This is a genomic window from Streptomyces sp. NBC_00207 (assembly GCF_045160965.1).
Classification (GTDB): Bacteria; Actinomycetota; Actinomycetes; order Streptomycetales; family Streptomycetaceae; genus Streptomyces.
Genome location: NZ_CP130715.1, coordinates 1,188,759 through 1,207,118, shown reverse-complemented (window position 1 = coordinate 1,207,118; position 18,360 = coordinate 1,188,759). Strand labels below are relative to the sequence as shown.

General features: G+C 72.8%; 16 protein-coding genes. 13 read left to right on the top strand and 3 right to left on the bottom strand.

What is annotated here, in order from left to right; genetic code table 11:
- Positions 1-86: 86 nt before the first annotated feature.
- Positions 87-1,508, bottom strand: coding sequence for a PP2C family protein-serine/threonine phosphatase (locus OG472_RS06135; RefSeq protein ID WP_401603409.1), 1,422 nt, complete (start codon positions 1,506-1,508; stop codon positions 87-89).
- Positions 1,509-1,996: 488 nt separating this feature from the next.
- On the opposite strand from OG472_RS06135, the gene OG472_RS06130 reads away from it, so the two are divergent.
- The 4 genes from OG472_RS06130 (at position 1,997) to OG472_RS06115 (ending at position 8,393) form a co-directional block, all read left to right on the top strand.
- Positions 1,997-4,327 carry a molybdopterin cofactor-binding domain-containing protein gene (locus OG472_RS06130; RefSeq protein WP_405941072.1) on the top strand — a complete coding sequence of 777 codons (2,331 nt, stop codon included), beginning with the start codon at positions 1,997-1,999 and terminating at the stop codon, positions 4,325-4,327.
- A 37-nt stretch (positions 4,328-4,364) separates the two neighbouring features.
- Positions 4,365-4,820, top strand: coding sequence for a (2Fe-2S)-binding protein (locus OG472_RS06125; protein WP_401603404.1), 456 nt, complete (start codon positions 4,365-4,367; stop codon positions 4,818-4,820).
- Positions 4,821-4,982: 162 nt separating this feature from the next.
- Positions 4,983-6,401, top strand: coding sequence for a helix-turn-helix domain-containing protein (locus OG472_RS06120; RefSeq protein WP_405941071.1), 1,419 nt, complete (start codon positions 4,983-4,985; stop codon positions 6,399-6,401).
- Positions 6,402-6,452: 51 nt separating this feature from the next.
- Positions 6,453-8,393, top strand: a complete 1,941-nt coding sequence (locus tag OG472_RS06115) for an APC family permease (protein WP_401603398.1) — start codon at positions 6,453-6,455, stop codon at positions 8,391-8,393.
- Here the strand turns inward: OG472_RS06115 and OG472_RS06110 are convergent.
- Positions 8,311-9,648, bottom strand: coding sequence for a helix-turn-helix domain-containing protein (locus tag OG472_RS06110; protein WP_405941070.1), 1,338 nt, complete (start codon positions 9,646-9,648; stop codon positions 8,311-8,313). The two genes, OG472_RS06115 and OG472_RS06110, sit on opposite strands and share 83 nt — an antisense overlap.
- 142 nt (positions 9,649-9,790) lie before the next feature.
- Here OG472_RS06110 and OG472_RS06105 point away from each other — a divergent pair, with 142 nt between their 5' ends.
- The 9 genes from OG472_RS06105 (at position 9,791) to OG472_RS06065 (ending at position 18,095) form a co-directional block, all read left to right on the top strand.
- Complete coding sequence (locus OG472_RS06105) at positions 9,791-10,354, top strand: TetR/AcrR family transcriptional regulator (protein ID WP_405941069.1); 564 nt, start codon at positions 9,791-9,793, stop codon at positions 10,352-10,354.
- A 66-nt stretch (positions 10,355-10,420) separates the two neighbouring features.
- A complete protein-coding gene (locus OG472_RS06100) occupies positions 10,421-11,041 on the top strand; it encodes a DUF6461 domain-containing protein (RefSeq protein ID WP_405941068.1) in 621 nt (206 codons plus the stop codon).
- Between the two features lie 123 nt (positions 11,042-11,164).
- A complete protein-coding gene (locus OG472_RS06095) occupies positions 11,165-11,407 on the top strand; it encodes a helix-turn-helix domain-containing protein (protein WP_383564471.1) in 243 nt (80 codons plus the stop codon).
- A 160-nt stretch (positions 11,408-11,567) separates the two neighbouring features.
- Positions 11,568-11,963 carry a hypothetical protein gene (locus OG472_RS06090; protein WP_401603387.1) on the top strand — a complete coding sequence of 132 codons (396 nt, stop codon included), beginning with the start codon at positions 11,568-11,570 and terminating at the stop codon, positions 11,961-11,963.
- Positions 11,960-12,763: a transcriptional regulator gene (locus tag OG472_RS06085; protein WP_401603384.1), complete on the top strand. Its 804-nt coding sequence runs from the start codon at positions 11,960-11,962 to the stop codon at positions 12,761-12,763. Before OG472_RS06090 ends, OG472_RS06085 begins: the two co-directional genes overlap by 4 nt.
- A 71-nt stretch (positions 12,764-12,834) precedes the next feature.
- The gene (locus tag OG472_RS06080; protein ID WP_401603382.1) at positions 12,835-13,281 is read left to right on the top strand and encodes a roadblock/LC7 domain-containing protein; all 447 of its coding nucleotides are present in this window, start codon (positions 12,835-12,837) and stop codon (positions 13,279-13,281) included.
- Positions 13,282-13,364: 83 nt separating this feature from the next.
- On the top strand, positions 13,365-13,739 hold the full coding sequence (locus tag OG472_RS06075) for a hypothetical protein (protein ID WP_383564479.1): 375 nt from the start codon (positions 13,365-13,367) through the stop codon (positions 13,737-13,739).
- 169 nt (positions 13,740-13,908) lie between these two features.
- Positions 13,909-17,487: a CDP-glycerol glycerophosphotransferase family protein gene (locus OG472_RS06070; protein ID WP_405941067.1), complete on the top strand. Its 3,579-nt coding sequence runs from the start codon at positions 13,909-13,911 to the stop codon at positions 17,485-17,487.
- 125 nt (positions 17,488-17,612) lie between these two features.
- The gene (locus OG472_RS06065; RefSeq protein ID WP_401603375.1) at positions 17,613-18,095 is read left to right on the top strand and encodes a VOC family protein; all 483 of its coding nucleotides are present in this window, start codon (positions 17,613-17,615) and stop codon (positions 18,093-18,095) included.
- A gap of 58 nt (positions 18,096-18,153) precedes the next feature.
- Here the strand turns inward: OG472_RS06065 and OG472_RS06060 are convergent, their stop codons facing one another.
- Positions 18,154-18,312: a hypothetical protein gene (locus tag OG472_RS06060; RefSeq protein WP_405943144.1), complete on the bottom strand. Its 159-nt coding sequence runs from the start codon at positions 18,310-18,312 to the stop codon at positions 18,154-18,156.
- Positions 18,313-18,360 lie beyond the last annotated feature (48 nt).

The following is an 18,360-nucleotide window of genomic DNA, read 5'->3' as shown; positions in this document are numbered from 1 at the left end:
GAACCGTGCGGCCCTGAACCGTGCGGCTGTGAAGCCGTGTTGCCGGTGAACCCGTGTGGCGGTGAAGCCCGTTCGGGTGGTGCCCGCTAGCCGCCCACCCGGGCCACGAGCACGCAGGCGTCGTCCTCCCGCTCGCTCTCGCCGAACTCCTCGATCACGATCCGCACGCAGTCCTGCGCCGACCGCGCCGCCGCGAACCGCGGCGCGAGCGCCAGGAGCCGCTCGGTCCCGTCGGCCCGGCTGAACTCGATGCTGCGCGGGGTCAGTCCGTCCGTGTGCAGCACCAGCAGGTCGCCCACTTCGAGCCGTTCCTCGGCCTGCCCGTACGAGGCTCCGGAGGTCGCGCCCAGCAGGACGCCCTCCGGCGGCAGGAGGCTCCGGCCCGAACCGCGGCGGAAGAGCAGCGGGGCCGGGTGGCCGGCCTGCGCCCAGGACAGCACCCGGCGCGCGGGATCGTACCGGCAGCACACGGCCGATCCGAGGGCCGGCTGCACCGAGGTCTCCAGGAGCTGGTTGAGCCAGCCCATCAGCGGGCCGGGCTCGATCCCCGCCATGGCCATCCCGCGCAGGGCGCCCAGCATCATCGCCATCCCGGAGGTGGCGGTCACCCCGTGCCCGGTCAGGTCACCGACCGTCAGCATCGAGCGGCCGTCGGGGAGTTCGAGCGCGTCGTACCAGTCGCCGCCGATCAGCGCACTGGTCGCGGACGGCAGATAGTGGGCGGCCACGTCCAGCGTGCCCGCGTTGCTGTGCGGGAACCGCAGGGAGCCGCGCCACGGGGGGAGCACGGCTTCCTGCAGCTCGACCGCCAGCCGGTGCTCGGTCTGCGCGATCTCCCGCTGGCGCTGCAGCGAGTCACGGGACTCGCGCACCGCACGCTGGCTCCGGCGCAGTTCACTCACGTCGCGCAGGACGGCCCACATGGAGGCCGTACAGCCGTCGGAGTCGAGTACCGGCTCGCCCCTCATGTGCAGCGTCCGTACGCGGCCGTCGGCCCGGACGATGCGGAACTCGCCGTCGATCGGCTTGCCGTCCACCAGACAGGCGGTGACCCATGCGGTGAGCAGCGGCTGGTCCTCGGAGAAAAGGGTGGAGCCCAGTTCGTCCAGGGGGAGCGCGCCGGCTTCGGGCGAGCGCCCGAAGATCTGGAACAGCTCGTCGGACCAGCTCACTTCGTCCGTCAGCAGATTCCATTCGGCGCTGCCGACGCGGGTGTGGGCCTCGGGCCCGGCCTCGGGGGCCGCCTGCGGGTGCTCGATGGTCTCGGGGACCGGCGGCAGGCCCTCTTTGAGCTGGCCGAGATGCTCGCCGAGGTCGTCGAGGTGGTGGACGGCGAGATCGCACAGTGCGCGCTGCCAGCGGCCCTGGGCGTCGTCGTCGTCCACGACGGTGTCGCGGCGGACCGCGTCCACTTCTCCCCGCAGCCGCCGGGTCTGGGAGATCAGCGCGTCCACCGACCCCGGCTCTGGCGGCTGCGCGGAACGGTCCGCGAACAGGTGGGACGGCATGAGAACTCCGATACAGGCGCGGCACGGCCAAGTCTGAAGGAAGGACCGGTAACGACTGTTGCACAGGGCGCGACGGTGTGTAAGGCGTTTGGCAACATCCGCTATGTTCTTGCTTCCGGCATATGCCGTAGGCCTTCCGGCACGTATTTCGTGTGCGAACGAATCCGGTCAACTGCCTTCGGCGGGGCGGGACCTGCACCAGCCGGTCGGAGCCGGAACGCGGTGACGGGGGCGGCCGGAAACCGGCCCTCGGCCCGCCGCCGCTCGATCGTACGGCCGAGGTGTACGAGGGCGGACCGCGGCGACACTCGTACCGGGCCCGGATCAACGCGGCCCACCGCGATACCCCCGAACGGAGGACCCGCCGCCGCGAGTCGATGCGGAGCCCGGGCTTCCCACCGCACGACCTGGTCGCTACCCTACGTGCCGGTAATGAACCGGGGGAGGTCCGTGCGGGCGGGCCCGCGCAGCGTGGGGACACAACGAACATGAGCGGGCACAGCCACGCCGCCGGGCGCGACCACGACACGGTTCGGGCCGGGGTCCAGGACGACGCCGGGGTCCGGGGCGACTCCGCGCCCCGGGACGGCGCCGCCGGGCAGGGCCGCCCCGCCGGGCAGAGTCGCCGCTCCTTCCTCACCTACCTCGTGGCCGCGCCGACCCTCGCGCTCGTCACCCGCGCCGGCGCCGACGCGCTCGCCCCGCAGCCCGCCCACGCCGTGGTGCCGTCCCTGCCCGCCATCGCCGACGTGATCGACCTCGGAGACCTGTTCATCCTCGCCGGGGCGCCCACCTCCGCCCTGCTGGCGCTCGCCGTGGAGGCGGACGGCACCATCCGCTTCCGGCTGCCGCGCGAGGAGGTCGGCCAGGGCCTCACCACCGCGGTGGCCATGCTGGTCGCGGAGGAACTCGACGCGCCGCTCGCCGGCGTACGCGTGGAGCTGGACGACGCGCGGCCCGAGCTGCTCTTCAACCAGCTCACCGGATCCTCCAACTCGATCCGCTCCCTCTACGGGCCGGTCCGCCAGTGCGCGGCCACCGCCCGGGCCCGCCTCGTCGCGGCCGCCGCCCGTCGCTGGGGCCTCTCCGCGGAGTCACTGACCACCGCCAACGGGGCCGTCCGCGCCCCTGACGGCCGCACCGCCGACTACGGCTCCCTCGCCGCGGCCGCCGCCGACCCCGGCCTGATCGTGCCGGGCGCCACCCCCAAGAAGACGGCGAAGCACACGCTCGTGGGCAGGCCCACCAGCCGGGTCGACGCCCGCGCCATGGTCACCGGCGCCCAGCAGTACACCCTCGACCTCGACGTGCCCGGCGCCAAGCCCTGCGTGGTGCGCCGCCCGCCCACCCTCGGCGGCACCGTCCGCACCGTCACCAACCTCGCCGCCGTCCGGGCCATGCCCGGCGTCCTGCACGTGGTGACCGTCCCGACCGGGGTCGCCGTCGTCGCCGAGACCTTCGGGCAGGCCATCACCGCCAAGTCCGCCCTCCAGGTCACCTGGGGGCCCGGCCCCGCCGACCAGCTGTCCGACGCCCAGGTCCGCGCCAAGCTGCGCGCTGCCACCCCGCCGCTGCTGGTGCCGCCGCTGCTGACCCCGTACGTGGACGCCGAGTTCGACTTCGCCTTCGTCAGCCACGCCCCGATGGAGACCAACTCCGCCATCGCCGACGTCCGCGACGACCGTGCCGAGATCTGGTCCGGGCTCAAGTCCCCGATCGTGGCCCGCGAGACCATCGCCGCGGACCTCGGCCTGCCCCTGGACAAGGTGAAGGTGCACGTGGTCCAGGCCGGCGGCTCCTTCGGCCGGCGGCTCTTCTTCGACGCGGCCCTGGAGGCAGCCCGCGTCTCCAAGGCCTGCCGCCGCCCGGTCAGGCTGATGTGGACCCGTGTCGACGACACCCGGCACGGCCGGATGCGTCCCGCGACCCACCACAAGATCCGGGCCACCCACCTGCTCGGCGAGGTCCTCAGCTTCGAGCACCGGGTCGCCGCCGCCGAGACCGACTTCCGGCACGGGCTGGGCGAGATCATCACCGCCACCGCGGCGAGCCTGCCGCTTGGCATCGGCAACGCCACCCTCGCCCAGACCTTGTTCCTGACCACGGTGAAGTCCCCGTACCACTTCGGACTCACCACCCAGGCGCTCACCGAGGTGCCCACCGGCATCCCCACCGGGTCCTGGCGCTCGGTGTACTCCGCGAACACGCGCGGGGCCGAGGAGATCGTGGTCGACGAACTCGCCGCGCGGACCGGCCGCGACCCGTACCGCTTCCGCCGCACCTTTCTTAAAACCGACGCCCAGCGCGCCGTACTCGACAAGGTGGCCACGGAGGGGGAGTGGGGGCGGCCGATGGAGGCGGGCTGCGCGCAGGGCATCGCCTTCCACGAGGAGTACAAGTCCCGCACCGCGTGCCTCGTCGAGATCGACACCCGGGACCCGGAGCACGTCCGCGTCACCAAGGCGGTCATCGCCGTGGACGTGGGCCTGCCGGTCAACCCGCGCGGGCTGGAGGCGCAGATGATCGGCGGTCTCACCGACGCGATCTCCACCACCCTGCGCGCCGGACTGCACCTGGACAAGGGACTGCCGCTGGAGGGCAGTTACAGCCAGTTCCACTGGGCGCAGCAGCGGGACACCCCGCGTGACGTACGGGTCTTCGTGCTGCCGGCCACCGGCGAGGAGCCGGGCGGCGCGGGCGAGCTGGGCGTGCCCGCCGCGGTCGGCGCGATCGCCAACGCCTGGGCCCGGGCCACCGGTTCCAAGCCGCGCAGCTTCCCCCTCGACTTCGACGTCGACTTCACCCCTTACCCCCGCTAGCCCCCACCCCTCGCCGGTCCGGATCCAGGAGTACGCCGTGCCCTCGCACACCTTCACCGTCAACGGGCAGAGCGTCACCGTGGACGCGCCCGACGATCTGCCCCTGCTCTGGGTGCTCCGCGACATGCTGGGCGTCCGCGGGCCCAAGTACGGCTGCGGGGTGGACGTCTGCAAGGCGTGCACCAGCCACCTCGACGGCGTCGACGTCCGCCCGTGCGTGGTGCCCGTCTCCGCGTGCGCGGGCAGGTCGGTGACCACCATCGAGGGGCTGGCGAACGGCGAGGACCTGCACCCGGTCCAGGAGGCCTGGCTCGAACAGGACGTCGCCCAGTGCGGCTTCTGCCAGCCCGGCCAGATCATGGCCGCCGTCGCCCTGCTCAAGCGCACCAGCGAGCCCACGGACGAGGACATCGACGCCATCGCCAACATCTGCCGCTGCGGCACGTACTTCCGCATCCGCGAGGCCATCCGCAGCGCGGCCGCCAGGATGTGAGCGGCGGCGGACCCCGGTCTTCTCCCCCGTGGATGCCGGGATCCGGCCGCTCGCGGCCAAAGGTACGTGGTCCGGGGCCCGTTGGCAGGGTTCGCCGTGCACAGTGACCGGCCGAGACGGGTATCACAGCGCACAGTGGGCGGCGGATGGTTGAATGCGCCGGTGTCCCGGTCCGACGACGTCCTCAAGCTGCACCGGCTCGCCCACTCCGGGGGGTCGGCGGCCCTGCTGGAATGGCTCTCCGCCCGCCTCGGCGGATGGACCGGGGTGGTGGACGCGGGACACGGGCGGGGGCCGGAGGCCGCCGTGCGGGGCGCCGCCGAACTGACCGCCCGGGGCGTACGGTCGGCCGTCCTGCACGCCCCCGGCTCCGCCACGCTGCTGTTCGCGCTGGACGGCGGGCGCGCGCTGGCCGCCGTACTGGAGCAGCCGCACCACCCCGACGCCGCCACCCTGCTCGCGGACGCCGCCGCACCGCTCGCCCTCGTCCTGCGCGCCGAGGAGGCCGCCGAGCGGGAGGAGCGGGCCGCGCTCGCCGAGTCGCGGGCGCGCGAGGCGGTGCTGCACCTGCTGATGAACGGCCGGCTCTCCACCGCCCACCAGATCGCCGAGGCGCTGGGGCCCTCGCTGCCCGAGCCGATGCGGATGTACGTCGTCGAATGCCGCACCGGTCAGCGCGCCGAAGTGGCCCGGCTGTGCGAGGAGCTGACGGACGGCCGGGCCTGGATCGTGCGCTGCCCGGTCTACGTACGCCACCTCATCGTGCTCGTCCCGGCCGGCCCGGCGGCGGCGTCCGCCGGCCACGACCCCCTCGCGGACGCGCTGGTCGCGGTCGCCCCGGACTGCACGGTCGGGGTCAGCGGGGAGCTGCGCCTGCGCGAGGCCCCGGCCGCCTACCTCCAGGCCTTCCACGCCCTGGCCGTCGCCCGGGAGCGGGACGAGCGGCACGCCCGCTTCGGGCCCGGCCCCGAGCTGGCCCTCGCCGCCCACGAGGCCGGAGCCGGCTGGGCGCAGGCCCTGCTCGCGCCCCTGTACGCGTACGAGCCCCGGCGCCCCCAGGACCCCGACGGACAGGAACTGCGCGCCACCGCCCACGCCTGGCTGAACTTCTCCTCGCACGCCACGCAGCTGCTGAAGATCCACCGCAACACCCTCGCCGCCAGGCTCCGGCTGGTCGAGGCGCTGCTCGGGCTGGACCTCGCGCGCCTCGGGGACCAGGCGGCGCTCTCGCTGGCGCTGCGGCTCACCCCGGGCGCCCGGTGGGGCAACGGTGCGCCCGCGGCGGCCGCCCCCGGTCTCGACGCGGTGCTGCGCGATCCGCGGGTGACCGCCTGGGCCCGTGTCCAGCTGAGCGCGCTGAGCGGACCGGACGCCCCTGCGGGCGCGCGCGCCACGGTCCGGGCCTGGCTGGCGCACGACGCCCAACTCGTTCCGGCGGCAGCGGCGCTGGGGGTCTCCGTCCCGGGTGTCCGCAAGCGGCTGACCCGCATCGAGGTGCTGCTGGAGCGCTCCCTGCTCCAGTCCCCGAGCGCCCGGCACGACCTCTGGCTGGCTCACCGGGCGGAGGAGCTCGCAGGGTGACACAAGCCGCAAAAGGGATGATCGGTGAAAGGAATCGACGATCATGCCCCAATGAGGCGAATCAATGCGAAACGCGTGCTCGTCGGTGAACCCCTCGACACCGCGCGCCTGGGCGAGACCCTGCTGCCCAAACGGCTCGCCCTGCCGATCTTCTGCAGCGACCCGCTCTCCTCGGTGGCATACGCCACCGAGGAGATCCTGCTGATCCTGGCCCTCGGCGGCGTCGCACTGCTCCACCTCACCTGGTACGCGGCCGCCGCCATCGTCTTCCTGCTCGTGGTGGTCGTCGCCTCCTACCGGCAGACCTGCCACGCGTACCCCGGCGGGGGCGGCGCCTACGTCGTCAGTGCGGAGAACCTCGGGCAGACCGCCGCGCTCACCGCCGGGAGCGCCCTGCTCGTCGACTACGTGATGACCGTCGCGGTCTCCGTCGTCTCCGGCGTCTCCGCCATCACCTCCGCCATCCCCTCGCTCAACGACCACGAAGTGGCCCTGTCGGTCGCCTTCGTGGTGCTCCTCACCCTGATGAACCTGCGCGGCGTAAGGGAGTCGGGCCGCGTCTTCGCCATCCCCACCTACGGCTTCGTCCTCGTCATCTACCTGATGTTCGCCGTCGCCGCCGTACGGCTCGGGACCGGTGACACCATCCGCGCCGAGTCCGCCCACCTGCCGATCACCGCGGAAGGCACCTACACCGGAATCGCCCTGGTGTTCCTCGCGATGCGCGCCTTCGCCTCCGGCTGCACCGCCCTCACCGGCGTCGAGGCGATCAGCAACGGCGTCCCCGCCTTCCGCAAGCCCAAGGCCAGGAACGCGGCGACCACGCTCGCCGCGATGGGCGCGCTCTCGGTCACCATGTTCATGGGCATCACGGCCCTGGCCATGTCGTACCAGGTGCACGTCGCCGCCGACCCCACCGAACTGGGCCTGCCGCCCGGCACCCCGACCTCCACCGCCCTCGCGCAGATCGGCCGCGCCACCTTCGGCAGCTGGCACTTCCTCTTCTACCTGCTCCAGGCCGTCACCGCCGGCGTGCTGATCCTCGCCGCCAACACCGCCTTCAACGGCTTCCCGATGCTCGCCTCGATCCTGGCCCGGGACCGGTACGCGCCCCGCCAGCTCGCCAACCGCGGCGACCGGCTCGTCTACTCCAACGGCGTCGTCCTCCTCGCGCTCGCCGCGATCGCCCTCATCGTCGCCTTCGACGCCGAGCTGACCCGCCTCATCCAGCTCTACATCATCGGCGTCTTCGTCTCCTTCACCCTCTCCCAGGCGGGCATGGTCCGGCACTGGCGCAAGGAACTCGACTCGCCCGCCACCCCGCGTGAGGAGCGCGTCCACATCCACCGCAGGCGCGCCATCAACGCGGTCGGAGCCTCCCTGACCGCCCTGGTCCTGGTCATCGTCCTGCTCACCAAGTTCACGCACGGGGCGTGGCTGGTCGTCATCGCCATGCCACTGCTCTTCCTCGGGATGAAGGGCGTGCGCCGTCACTACGACCAGGTCGCCCGGCAGGTCTCCGTGGCCCCCGACATCAAGCCGCGCAAGCCGGCCCGCCACCACGTCCTGGTCCTGGTCGCCGCAGTTCAGGCCCCGACGCTCAAGGCCATCGGCTACGCGCAGGGGCTGCGTCCCGACACCCTGACGGCGGTCACCGTCGCCGCGGACGAGGGGGAGGCGGCCCGGCTGCGCGAGGCCTGGGCGGCGCACGATCCGGGCCTGCCCCTGAAGATCCTGCACTCGCCGTACCGCGAGGTGGTGGGCCCGATCATGGCCCACGTCCAGGAACTGGCCGCGGACTCCGCTACGGACGTGCTGTCGGTGGTGATCCCGGAGTTCGTCGTGGGCCACTGGTGGGAACAGCCGCTGCACAACCAGAACGCCCTGCGGCTGAAGGCGCGGCTGCTGTTCACGCCGGGCGTCGCGGTGATCGACGTGCCGTACCTGCTGGAGTCGGCGAAACGCGCGCGGCCCGCGCGGCAGGAGGGGTAGGCGGTTCCCCGGGGCCGTGCTGCGCCGCGGCGTGCCGGGCCGAGGCCGCGTGCTGGGCCGCGGCGTGCTGGACCACCGCCGCGTGTGCCAGCGCCAGTTCCACCACCTGCCGCGGGTCGGTGAGGGAGCGGCCGGTGAGCTGCTCCAGACGGCGCAGCCGGTTGGAGACGGTGTTGCGGTGGCAGTACAGCCGCTGCGCGGCGTACGTGGTCGAGCCCTGGCAGGCGAGCCAGGTGCCGAGGGTGGTCAGCAGGGTGCGCCGGTCCTCGGCGGGCAGCGCGAGCACCGGACCCAGCACCACCTGCCGCAGCCGGCCGGCGAGTTCGGCCTCGGCGGCGACCAGCGCCGCCGGCAGCCGCTCGTCCAGCAGCGCCGTGCGCGGGCCGCCGGACTCGGGAGCCGTGCGCAGCGCGAGGGCGGCCAGCCGGTGCGCCCCGGCCAGTTCGGCCGCCGCGCCGACGACCGGGCTGACCCCGGTGCGCAGGCCGAGCGGCGCGAGCAGCTCCCGTACGGACTCCAGCGGATGGTGGCCCAGCTCCACCAGGCCGGTCTCCCCGTCGCCGCGGACCCGCCACAGCACGCGCGGAGCGGGGGCGTCGCCCGGACCACCGACCGGACCACCGACCGGGCCCGCGGCCGGCCCCGCGGACAGGGCCTCGCCGCCGGACCCCACCACGACCACCGCGAACCGGCCCCGCTCCGGCAGGCCCAGCCGTGCCGCGGCCTCCGCCGCCGTCGGGCCGCCGCTGTCGGCTGCCCCGTCCAGCAGGACGTCCAGCAGGGCCGCCCGGCGCTCCCGGTCACGGTCGGCGCGCGCGGCCTCGGTGCGGCGGTACGCGTCGGTGAGGGCGTCCGTCATCTGGTCGAGTACGTCCCACAATGCGGTCGCGCCCGGCAGCAGCCGGGGCAGTGCCGCCCGGTCGTGCGCGGCCACGGCCTCGGTGAGGGTCTGCCAGAGCATCCGGCCGCCGCGGCGGTAGGTGCGCAGCAGGGAGGCGAGCGGCAGCCCCTGTTCGGCCCGCAGTGCACCGGTGGCCCGGGCGTCGGCGAGGTCGACCGGCAGGCCCCGCGAGCTGCGGACCAGGCCCTCGACGGCCTGGCGCAGGTGGTGGTGGATCCGCTCGCGCAGCTCGGCCCGGCCGAGCAGGGCGGCGTAGTCGGGATCCTCCGTCAGCGTCCGGTCGGCGAGCCGGTCCGCCGCGACGGCGATCCGGCGGGACAGGTCCTCGCGTATCTCCTCGATGATCCGCTCCATGACGGGCAGCCTGACACGGGGGAGGGGACCGTGGGGAGGGCCCGGGGAGGGCGCATCCGCTACCGTGTGCGAATCACTGCACTTGCAGTGATCACTCGATGTGCCTCACGCGATGTGCCGCACCCACCCCCAGGGACCGCCCATGCGCCAGAATCCGCAGCGCCGCGCCGCACTACTCGACGCCGCCATCGAAGTCCTGGCGCGCGAGGGCTCGCGCGGCCTGACACTGCGCGCGGTGGACGCCGAGGCGGGTGTGCCCACGGGCACCGCCTCGAACTACTTCGCCAACCGGGCCCAGCTGCTCGTGCAGATCCTGCACCGCACCCGTGAGCGGCTGACGCCGGAGCCGGCGGACCTGGCCGGCCCGCTGGACACCAAGGTGCTGCTGACCCGCCTCCTGGAGCGGATGCGGCGCGAGCGCAGCGTCCACATCGCGATGCTGGAGCTGCGGCTGGAGGGCACCCGGCGCCCCGAACTCCAGGCGGAGCTGGCCGGGTTCCAGGGCGAGGAGCTGGAGGCGAACATCGCCTGGCACATGGAGGCGGGCCTGCCCGGGGACCGGCAGGGCGTGGTCCTGCTGTACCTCGCGATGCTGGGCCTGATCGTGGACGACCTGACCGCGCCCGCGATGCTGGAGGCCCACCCGGTGGAGGGGCTCATCGAGACGATGGTCGAGCGCCTCCTCCCGGAGCGGCCCGCGGTCTGACTATCGTGCCGGTGAGGGAGCGCCGGCGTCGCGGGGGAGACCGTGGGGAGTGCAGGGATGGCGCACATGGCCGAGGGCGGAGCCGGCGCGGCCGGCGGAATCCAGTGGCTGGCCGACTGGGACGGATGGTTCGTCGGCCTGACCTTCGCCCGGGGCATCGGCCCCGACGAACTCGCCGCGCGGCTCGGCGCGGTACCAGGGGTCCGGCCCGGGCCACTGGGCGCCCTGGACGCCTGGAGCATGGTCACGGAGACGGTCGACGGGGACGGCGTGGCCCGGGTCGGCCGGTGGGGCGACTGGTCCTTCGCCGTGGAACACGGCCTGCCGGCCGGTGCGGAACGGCTCGCCGAGGTCTCCCGGGGCGGCGTCGAGGCCGTCCACCTCGACCCCCAGCCCGACCACCCGCCCAAGCAGTTCGCGTACGCCCGCAACGGCGAGCTGGTGTGCTGCTTCGGCCTCGGCGAGGAATGCTGGCGCGGCGGCCACCAGCCGGACTTCCTGCTTCCGGAGCTGATCGCGGCCAGGATACTCGCGCCGGACGGCGCGTGCGCCCGCCCCGACGGGGAACCGTACGAGGTCCGCGACCGTCACACCCTCGCCGTCCTGGAACACCGCTTCGGGCTGTGCCTGCCGCGCCACCTGATCGAGGACACCCCGCTCCCGGCGTACGTGACCTGCACGCGCTAGCGGAACCGACCGACAGGTATCCGGTGATCTTATGCTCAGGTTTACGCGAGTCCGCTTGGTTTTGCGGCCAGTGAGCGACTTTGATGGGTTTGCCAGGCCTCGTACCGAGCAGGGGGACTCACCATGGGTACCGACCACAGCCAGAAGGACAGCACCCCCACCCTGATCGGTTCCGTGCAGCGCGCGCTGCGCCTCGTGGAAGCGATGCACGCCGAAGGCGGGGCGACGGCCAAGCGGCTCGCCCGGGTCACCGGGATCCCGCTGCCCACCGTCTACCACCTCCTGCGGACCCTCAGTCATGAGGGGTACGTTCAGCGGGAAGGCGGCTCGTTCCGTCTCGCGGACGATCTTCCGCTCGCTTCGTGATCAAATATCGACGCGTTCCGGCCAAGCTCTCACGCGCTTCATGGCATGTTCCAGCGGAAAATGCCAGAACGCCCTTTCGTGCTGTGGAAGTTGAGTAGGTTCCCTCCTGTCGCGCCGTACGACCGTGCAAACAGCACATCCGGCCGGGAGGGGAGCCCGCGTGCCCGGGATCGACGAATGCCTGCTCGAAGCCATGGCCCTGCCTGGTGCGCGGGGGGCCGCGCTGGTCGACTGGAGCAGCGGACTGGCCCTCGGCACCGCCGGGGAGTCGCCTGTGGGCGACCACGAGACCACCGCCGCCGAGACCGCCGAGCTGGCCCGGGCGGCCGCCGAGTACGAGTCCTTCGCCATGCCGGCGTCGGGCGATGACGCGGCCGGACCGCCCGTCGAGGACCTGATCGTCACCACCCGCACCGGCTACCACGTCCTGCGCTTCGTCGACACGAGCTTCGACAGCAGCGTCTTCCTGCACCTGTGGCTCGACCGGGCCGACGGAAACCTCGCCCTCGCCCGCCACAGACTCAGGGCCCTGGCCGAAGGGCTGGTGCTCAGATGACCACCCCGGCCACAGCCACGGCCACGGCCGCGAACACCTTCGCCGCCGTCTCCCCCCTGCTCACCCGGCTCGCCGCGGAGCGCGCCACCGGCGCCCTGCTCCGCGACCGCGGCACCCTCTTCCTGGAGGACGGCCGAATAGTCCACGCGGAGAGTCCGGCCACCCCCGGCCTCGACGTCCTGCTCACCACCGGCGGTGGCCTCGCCCCCGAGCGCTGGCGCGAGGCCGTCGACCGGGCCGGCGCCCGCCGCCAGGTCGCCCGCTTCCTCGTGGACAGCGGCGGGCTCTCCGGCGGGGAGCTGGAGATCTGCCACCTGGCCGCCATCTTCGACGCCGCGTTCTTCGCGCTCTCCCCGGGCAGCGGGCCCTCCCGGTTCCGCCGCGGGGCCACCCACTGGATCGGCTCCGTCCGCTCCGTCCCGGCCGCCGCCGTCGAACGGGAGACACGCCGCCGCCGTGAACTGCTCGACGCGGTCTGGCCGTACCCGCTGCTGGACACCGCGCCCGTCGTGCCCCGGGCGGCCTCGCCCGGCCAGACGGTCGGCGCCCGGCAGCGGATCCTGCTCCGCGAGGCCGACGGCGTACGCACCCCGGCGGACCTCGCATGGGTGCTGGGCCGGCCCGCCTTCCACACGCTTCTCGACGTACGGCGCCTCGCGGCGGCCGGACTGGTCGAGACCCCGCACACCCCGGTTCCGCCCCCCGTCGCGGCACCCCTGCCCGACTGGATGATCCAGGCCCAATCCCCCGATGTGGCGCTGCTCCGCCGCTTACGCGACGCACTGGAGGCAAGCCTGTGAGGCTCCCGCTGCGACCGGCCCTGCGCGCCGACCGCTCCGAGCGGAGGCAGCCCGAAAGGAGAAAGCCCGACATGAGTACGGTGCCCCCCGAGGCGGAGGCCGAGATACTCGCCGAGCTCCGCAGGCTGCGGGCCCGGGTACCCCAGCTCACCGGTGCGCTCGCCGCGAGCGCCGACGGCTTCGTCCTCGCCCAGGACAGCGCCGCCGCCGAGGCCGAATCCATCGCGGCCCTGACCGCGGCCGCCCTCGGCGTGGCCCAGCGGCTGAGCGACAGCACCGGGCAGGGAGCGTTCCGCGAGCTGCTGGTGCGGGGCGAGGACGGATACGTGGCCACCTATGCGGCGGGCATGGCGGCCGTCCTCACCCTGACCGCGGAGCCCCGCGTCAACGTCGGGCGCCTCCACCTCGAGGCCCGGCGCTCCAGCCTCCGGATAGCAGAACTGATCGACCACATCATCGGGCGGCGCGGCTCCGGCCTTCCGCCGCTTCCCCCGCTGCCCCCCGCTCCGCCCGCCTGACCCCGTACGGCGCCACCGGACCGAACCTGCACCACGTACCGCCACAGCGCACGACACAACGAAAGAAGAAAGAGGAACCCCTCATGGCAAACGTCGAGACCACGCTCAAGGCAGCCACCACCGTCATCGAAGGCGCGCTCGGCGCGGCCCTCGTCGACTACGGCAGCGGCATGGCCCTCGGGACCGTCGGCGGCGGAAAGGACCTGGACCTCACGGTCGCCGCCGCCGGCAACACGGACGTGGTCCGCGCCAAGGTCCGCACGATGGAGATGCTCGGCCTCAAGGACGAGATCGAGGACATCCTCATCACCCTGGGCAGCCAGTACCACCTGATCCGTCTGCTGAAGGGCCGGGGCACCTCCGGCTTCTTCCTCTACCTCGCCCTCGACAAGGGCCGGGCCAACCTCGCGATGGCCCGCCACCAGCTGAAGTCGATCGAGGCCGAACTGGAGGTCTGACCCGGGACTGCGACGTCGAGGTGGCGGACGGCTTAAATCTTTGCCGTCCGCCCCGGCGATCAGCCGTGGTATGCCCGATAAGGGAGGAGTTCATGATTCTGCTACCTAGTAGGATGCTGTGAGCAGCTGATCATCGATAAAGCACAAAACGCTGGAGAACCCGCCACCCATGCCCCCGCGCCTGAGCATCGTCGTCCCCGTCTACAACGTCGAGCTCTACCTCGACGAGTGCCTGGAATCCATCGCCGCTCAGACCTTCGGCGACTTCGAGGCCATCCTCGTGGACGACGGGTCCACGGACACCAGCGCCGTCATAGCCAAGGCCTTCGCAGCCCGGGACAAGCGCTTCCGCGTCGTGATGCAGGAGAACGCCGGACTCGGCGCCGCCCGCAACGCCGGCGCCCGCCACATCCACCCGGACAGCGAGTACCTGGCCTTCGTCGACAGCGACGACACCATGCCCGACTACGCCTACCAGCGGATGATCGACGCCCTCGACGAGACGGGCTCCGACTTCGCCGGCGGCAACGTCAAGCGCTTCCGCTCGGTCGGCATGAACCAGTCGTGGGGCCACCGCGCCGCCTTCGCCAAGACCCAGCTGAAGACCCACATCTCCAAGTTCCCGGCGCTGGTCACCGACCGCACCGCGTGGAACAAGGTCTACCGGCGCACCTTCTGGGACGAGCACGGCTTCCAGTACCCGGAGGGCATCCTCTACGAGGACGCCCCGGTCAGCATCCCCGCGCACTACTTCGCGTCCAGCGTCGACATCATCAGCGACTGCGTGTACCACTGGCGCGTCCGCGAGACCGGCGAGCGCTCCATCACCCAGCGCTCCACCGACCCGATCTCCCTGATCGACCGCGTGAAGTCCGTCCGCCTGGTCCGCGAGTCCCTCAAGGCCAAGCAGGGCGCCAAGTACGTCCGCTACCTGCGCGACTACGACTACAACGTGCTGAGCGAGGAACTCCCGCTCATCTACAAGTACGTCGCCGAAGGCGGTGCCGACTTCCGCGCCGCCTTCGTCAAGGAGGTCGGCGGCCTGGTCCGCGAGATCGGCACCGGCCCCTGGCCCGACCTGACCGTCGCCGACCGGCTCAAGGCGTACCTGGCCGGCGAAGGCCGCGTCGAGGACTTCATCGCCCTCCTGCACCACCAGCGCGACTACCACTACAGCGTGCCGGTCAAGGGCCTCGCCCGCCCGCAGGCGGACTATCCCTTCCTGCAGGGCCGCCCGCCGGTCCCCGCCAAGGTCCTCACCCTCGGCCCGCGCGAGCGCCGCGTCGTCAGCCGTCTGGAGCAGGCGGCCTGGGCCGACGGCAAGCTGCTGCTGCGCGGCTACGCCCTCCCCGGCCACCTCGGCGCGGAGAGCCGCCTCGGCTCGCGCAAGATGCTGGTCTTCCGCGAGGGCGGCAAGCGCCGCCGCTCCGTGGTCAGCGCCCGTACGGTCGCCTCCCCGATGGCCACCGTGAAGTCCCCGCACCTCGCCCTGCGGCACGCCGACTGGGCCGGCTTCACCGCCGTCGTCGACCCCTCGATCTTCCAGTCGGGCGGCAAGTGGCGCGACGGAATATGGACCACGTCCATCGCCGTCACCGGCGCCGGCGGTCTGCACCGCGCCCGCCTGCGCGGCGGCGAGCACGACACCGGCCAGAACCCGCCCCCGCAGTGGGTGGCCCCCGACGTCCGGATCGTCCCGGCCGTCTCCGGTTCCCTCACCATCCAGGTCGAGGTCGTCCGCGCCCGCGCCCTGGACGTCCACCCCGCCGGTGACGACGCCGTCGAGATCACCGGCGAGCTCTCCGCCGAGGTCGGCGCCGCGTCCGCACTGCGGGCCGTCCACGTCACCACCGGCGCCGTCCTCAGCTTCCCGCTGGAGACCGCCGCGGCCCGCTCCGGCCGCGTCCCCTTCACCGCACGCGTCGCGCTGGCCGAGCTGGCCGCCGTACCGGACGCCGAGGTCGAGCCCGGCGAGTGGGCCCCCGAGCCCTGGAGCCTCTCCGTGATCGGCGCCGACGGCGCCGAGCACCGTCTCGTCCACGACGAGCGCGGCGGCTTCAACGGCCTGGTCCTGCCCCTGCCCGGCGAGGACACCGGCCGCTCGCTCTTCGCCAAGCGCGGCAACACCGGACACCTGACCCTCTCGGTGCAGCCCTCCCCGCCGCTGGTGGACGAGGTCACGGCCGAGGACGGCACCGTGACCCTGCGGGGCCGGTTCGTGGCGCCCGCCGACGAGCCGTACGAGCTCGTCCTGCACAACGCGCACGGCGTGGAGTTCAGCTACCCGCTCACCCGTGACGGGGACGCCTTCGAGACCACCTTCCAGCCCGTGCTCCCCGAGGCGTACGCCGGCCGGACCACGCTCCCCGAGGGCCGCTGGTGGCCCACGCTGCGCCCGGTCGCCCAGGCCGGAACCACCGCGGGCCTGCTCGGCGTCGACCGCGGCGCGCCCGTCCAGATGGGCCCGGGCCTGCTCTTCGCCGGCCCGCACCCCTTCAGCACGCAGGGCCGCCGGATGCGGGTCGAGACCCGCTTCCACGACCGCATGGTGCTGGTCGCCGACCCGCTGCTGAGCCCGCACGACCGCTCCCACTTCGCCCAGCGCGTCGCCCGTTTCGAGACCTACCCGGCGCAGCGCGCCCTGCCGGTCAAGGACATGGTCGTCTACGACACCTTCCAGGGGAACGGCGCCGGCGACTCGCCGCGCGCCATCCACGAGGAGCTGCTGCGCCGCGGCGAGAAGCTGGAGCACATCTGGCTGGTCCGCGACGGCCGCGCCGAGGTTCCGGCGACCGCCCGCGCCGTGCAGTACGGCAGCGTGGAGTCGTGGGAGGTGTTGGCCCGCGCCCGCTACTACGTGACCAATGACAACGTGCCGGGGCTCTTCCAGCGCCGCGCCGGCCAGGTCGTCGTACAGACGTGGCACGGTACGCCGATCAAGCAGATCGGGCACGACTTCGTGCACGACTACTACACGAGTCCGGAGATCCTGGAGGGGCTGGAGCACGACAGTGCCCAGTGGTCCCTGCTGGCCTCCCCGAGCTCCTACGCCACGCCGATCCTCAAGCGCGCCCTCGGCTACGACGGCGAGGTCATCGAGGCCGGCAGCCCGCGTACGGACGCACTCGTGCGGCCCGACGCCGAGCGGATCGCCGAGGTCCGGCGGCGGCTCGGCCTGCCCGAGGGCAAGAAGGTCGTCCTCTACATGCCGACGTGGCGCGAGAACTGCGAGGGCTGGTCGGGCGGCTACAAGCTCGACCTGCGCATCGACCTGGAGCAGGCCCGCCGTGAGCTGGGCGAGGACCACGTCCTGCTGGTCCGCGGCCACCACCACGTGACCGAGCAGGTCCGCGAGGGCGTGCGCGACGGCTTCGTCGTCGACGTGTCCCGCTGGCCCGACGCCGCCGACCTGCTGCTGGTCGCCGACGTGTTGATCTCGGACTACTCCTCCGCGATCTTCGACTTCGCGCACACCGACCGGCCGATCCTGCTCTTCACGTACGACCTGGCGCACTACCGCGGCACGCTGCGCGGCTTCAACTTCGACCTGGAGGAGAAGGCCCCCGGCCCGCTGCTGGCGGACTCGCCGAGCCTGATCGAGGCCGTGCGCAACGCCGACGAGGTCGGGGCGCAGTACGCCGAGGCGCGGGCGGCGTTCCGCGAGGAGTTCTGCGACCTGGACGACGGCAACGCCACCGCGCGCGTCGTCGACCGCATGCTCGCCATGGGTGCGGCGCCCGCGAAGTGAGCCGTACGGGCGAAAAACCCGGCTGAACACAGACCGGCCCCGGGCCACCGATGAATTTCGGGCCCGGGGCCGGTCTGTATGTGCGGAACGGTATCCACCGTCCACGCACCGGCCTGGAGGCAGAGATGAGCGGCAACGGTTTCACCACGTGTCTGTGGTTCGACGGCGACGCGGAAGCGGCCGCCGAGTACTACGTGTCCGTGTTCAAGGACGGCAGGATCGGCCGGATCGCGCGCTACACGGAGGCGAACCCAGGAGCGGCGGGCTCGGTGATGACCGTCGAGTTCGAGATCAACGGGCAGAATTTCGTCGGCCTCAACGGCGGACCGCAGTTCCCCTTCACCGAGGCGATCTCCTTCATGATCAACTGCGCCGACGAGCCCGAGGCGGACTACTACTACGACACGCTGACCAAGGACGGCGGCCAGGAGTCCGCCTGCGGCTGGGTCAAGGACAGGTTCGGGGTGTCCTGGCAGGTCATTCCGCCGGGCGCGGTCGACCTGGTCAGCGACCCGGACCCGGAGCGGGCCGCCCGGGCCACCGCCGCGATGATGAAGATGAAGAAGCTGGACGTGGCGGAGATGCGCCGGGCGGCCGACGCGGCCTAGGAGTGCACTGTCCCCTGGCCCCGCCCTCCCCGGTCGGGCAGGGCCAGGCGGCGGGTGGCTAGACGCACTCCCACACGGCGGCCTGCGTGCCGGAGGACGTGCTGGCGCCGGGCATGTCCAGGCACATCCAGGTGGGGGCACCGCTCGGGGTGGTGCCGCTGATCCACCAGCCGGGGTTGCCGTCGATGTTGTCCGTGTCCCACCACTTCTGGTTCAGGCCGCCGTTGCAGTCCCACTGGACGATCTTGGCGCCCTTGCGCGCCGT